The sequence below is a fragment of the Stutzerimonas degradans genome (assembly GCF_024448505.1).
Lineage (GTDB): Bacteria > Pseudomonadota > Gammaproteobacteria > Pseudomonadales > Pseudomonadaceae > Stutzerimonas > Stutzerimonas degradans.
The window spans coordinates 1-3,103 of the sequence record NZ_JAMOHV010000025.1 but is presented as its reverse complement, the minus strand read 5'-3'; the positions used below and the strand labels follow the sequence as shown (position 1 = coordinate 3,103).

Annotated in this window: 3 protein-coding genes; all 3 read left to right on the top strand. The window is 60.3% G+C overall.

Annotated elements, in window-relative coordinates; translation table 11 throughout:
- A partial coding sequence (locus tag NAV27_RS19065; RefSeq protein WP_256055319.1) for a cbb3-type cytochrome c oxidase subunit II occupies window positions 1–245 on the top strand: 245 nt, incomplete at its 5' end.
- A gap of 95 nt (window positions 246–340) precedes the next feature.
- Window positions 341–1,276, top strand: a complete 936-nt coding sequence (gene ccoP, locus NAV27_RS19060; protein ID WP_102828390.1) for a cytochrome-c oxidase, cbb3-type subunit III — start codon at window positions 341–343, stop codon at window positions 1,274–1,276.
- 352 nt (window positions 1,277–1,628) lie between these two features.
- A complete protein-coding gene (gene ccoN / locus NAV27_RS19055) occupies window positions 1,629–3,056 on the top strand; it encodes a cytochrome-c oxidase, cbb3-type subunit I (RefSeq protein WP_008567804.1) in 1,428 nt (475 codons plus the stop codon).
- The last annotated feature ends 47 nt before the right edge of the window (window positions 3,057–3,103 follow it).

Genomic DNA, 3,103 nt, shown 5'->3' with positions numbered 1-3,103 from the left:
CCCACCTGTTCAACCCGCGCAACGTGGTACCGGAATCGAAGATGCCGTCCTACCCGTGGCTGGTCGAGAACACCCTCGACGGCAAGGACACCGCCAAGAAAATGCAGGCGCTGCGTACCCTCGGCGTGCCTTACACCGAAGAAGACATTGCCGGCGCACGGGAAGCCGTCAAGGGCAAGACCGAGATGGATGCCATGGTGGCCTATCTGCAGGTCCTCGGCACCGCGCTTACCAACAAGCGTTGAACCGTTACGCCTAAGAGAGACGACGGTTGCGCGGCAACCGTCAGGGACTTAAATCGCGGACAGCCAGAGTGCCTCGGGCTGTCCAGGAGTAGCACATGAGCACATTCTGGAGTGGATACATCGCCCTGCTAACGCTGGGCACCATCGTCGCTCTGTTCTGGCTGATCTTCGCCACCCGCAAGGGTGAATCGGCCGGTACGACCGACAAGACCATGGGTCACTCTTTCGACGGCATCGAGGAGTACGACAACCCGCTGCCCAAGTGGTGGTTCATGCTGTTCATCGGCACGCTGCTGTTCGGCATTCTGTACCTGGTGCTCTACCCCGGTCTCGGTAACTGGAAGGGCGTGCTGCCGGGCTACGAGAACGGCTGGACCCAGGAAAAGGAATGGCAGCGTGAAATGGACCAGGCCGAGCAGAAATATGGCCCGATCTTCGCCAAGTATGCATCCATGAGCGTCGAACAGCTGGCTCAGGATGAACAGGCGCTGAAAATGGGTAGCCGCCTTTTTGCCAACTATTGCGCCATCTGCCACGGCTCCGATGCCAAAGGCTCGATGGGCTTCCCCAACCTGGCCGACCACGAGTGGCGCTGGGGCGGCGAGCCTGACGCGATCAAGGCCAGCATCCTCAATGGCCGCATCGGTGCCATGCCGGCCTGGGGTCAGGTCATCGGCGAAGAAGGCGTGGCGAACGTGGCAGCCTATGTGCGCGCCGAACTCGCCGGACTGCCGCTGCCTGAAGGTACACAAGCCGATCTGGCCGCTGGCAAGGCTGTCTTCGCGCAGAACTGCGTGGCTTGCCACGGTGCAGCTGGCGAGGGAATGGCAATGCTCGGCGCGCCCAAGCTGACCAACCCGGCTGGCTGGATCTACGGTTCGAGCCTGGCGCAGCTGCAACAGACCATCCGCCACGGTCGTAACGGGCAGATGCCGGCGCAGCAGCAATACCTGGGTAATGACAAGGTGCACCTGCTCGCCGCTTACGTTTACAGCCTGTCACAAAAACCGGAACAACTCGCCCGCCAGTGAGTCTCAAGGGGCGGTACACTCGGACCGCCCTCTTGACCTTGTCCCGACACAAGTTTTTCCCGCCTGCGACGTTCTGTCGCAGGCGCTTCGACCAGCCGCACTACCCCCTTTCCGCACTCACGTCCTAAGCTTTGCCGATTGGTCCGCCGAGCCCCCGCAACTACGCGAAAACGCCGGAGATCAGCGCACCGGAACGGCGCGAAAACGACCTTGCAGAACGTCTGGAAAACGCTTGGATTCTGGGTTTTGACGCGTTGCGAGCGCCCCGCAGCCGTTTGCATTGCCCCCTTGCTTTATCCATACTCGCCGCCGTTTTTGCCTTTGAAAATGCCATTAGCGTGGAAGCCTTTGCATGAGCACAGCAATAAGTGAGTCTGCTTATAACTATAAGGTGGTCCGCCAATTCGCCGTCATGACGGTGATCTGGGGGATCGTGGGGATGGGTCTGGGTGTGCTGATTGCCGCACAATTGGTGTGGCCTTCGCTCAACTTCGATCTGCCGTGGACAAGCTTCGGTCGACTGCGACCGCTGCATACCAATGCGGTGATTTTCGCCTTCGGCGGTAGCGCACTGTTCGCCACGTCGTATTACGTGGTTCAGCGCACCTGCCAGGCGCGCCTGTTCTCCGACAGCCTCGCGGCCTTCACCTTCTGGGGTTGGCAGGCGGTGATCGTCCTCGCGGTCATCACGTTGCCGCAGGGCTTCACCAGCTCGAAGGAATATGCCGAGCTGGAATGGCCGATCGACATCCTCCTGGCCATCGTCTGGGTTTCCTACGCGCTGGTGTTTTTCGGCACCATCATGAAGCGCAAGGCCAAGCACATTTATGTGGGTAACTGGTTCTTCGGTGGCTTCATCCTGGTCACGGCGATGCTGCACATCGTCAACAACCTGGAAATCCCGGTCAGCTGGTTCAAGTCCTACTCGATCTATTCGGGCGCTACCGATGCGATGGTGCAGTGGTGGTACGGCCACAACGCCGTGGGCTTCTTCCTGACCACCGGTTTCCTCGGCATGATGTACTACTTCGTGCCGAAGCAGGCCGAGCGTCCGGTGTATTCCTATCGCCTGTCGATCGTTCACTTCTGGGCGCTGATCACCCTTTATATCTGGGCCGGCCCCCACCACCTGCACTACACCGCGCTGCCGGACTGGGCGCAGTCTCTGGGCATGGTGATGTCGATCATCCTGCTGGCACCGAGCTGGGGCGGCATGATCAACGGCATGATGACCCTGTCGGGAGCTTGGCATAAGCTGCGCACCGACCCGATCCTGCGCTTCCTGGTGGTATCCCTGGCGTTCTACGGCATGTCGACCTTCGAAGGTCCGATGATGGCGATCAAGACCGTCAACGCCCTGTCCCACTACACCGACTGGACCATCGGCCACGTACACGCTGGCGCCCTCGGCTGGGTAGCGATGATCACCATCGGTTCGATGTATCACCTGATCCCGAAGGTCTTCGGTCGTGAGCAGATGCACAGCATCGGTCTGATCAACGCGCACTTCTGGCTGGCCACCATCGGCACCGTGCTCTACATCGCCTCGATGTGGGTCAACGGCATTACCCAGGGTCTGATGTGGCGCGCGGTCAACGAAGACGGCACGCTCACCTACTCCTTCGTCGAAGCACTGGAAGCCAGCCACCCCGGGTTCATCGTCCGCGCCCTGGGCGGTGCGTTCTTCCTCACCGGCATGCTGCTGATGGCCTACAACTCCTGGCGCACCATTCGTGCCGCCAAGCCAGCCCAGTACGACGCTGCCGCGCAGATCGCTTGAGGAATCGAATCTAAATGAAACAGCACGAGAAACTAGAGAAGAACATT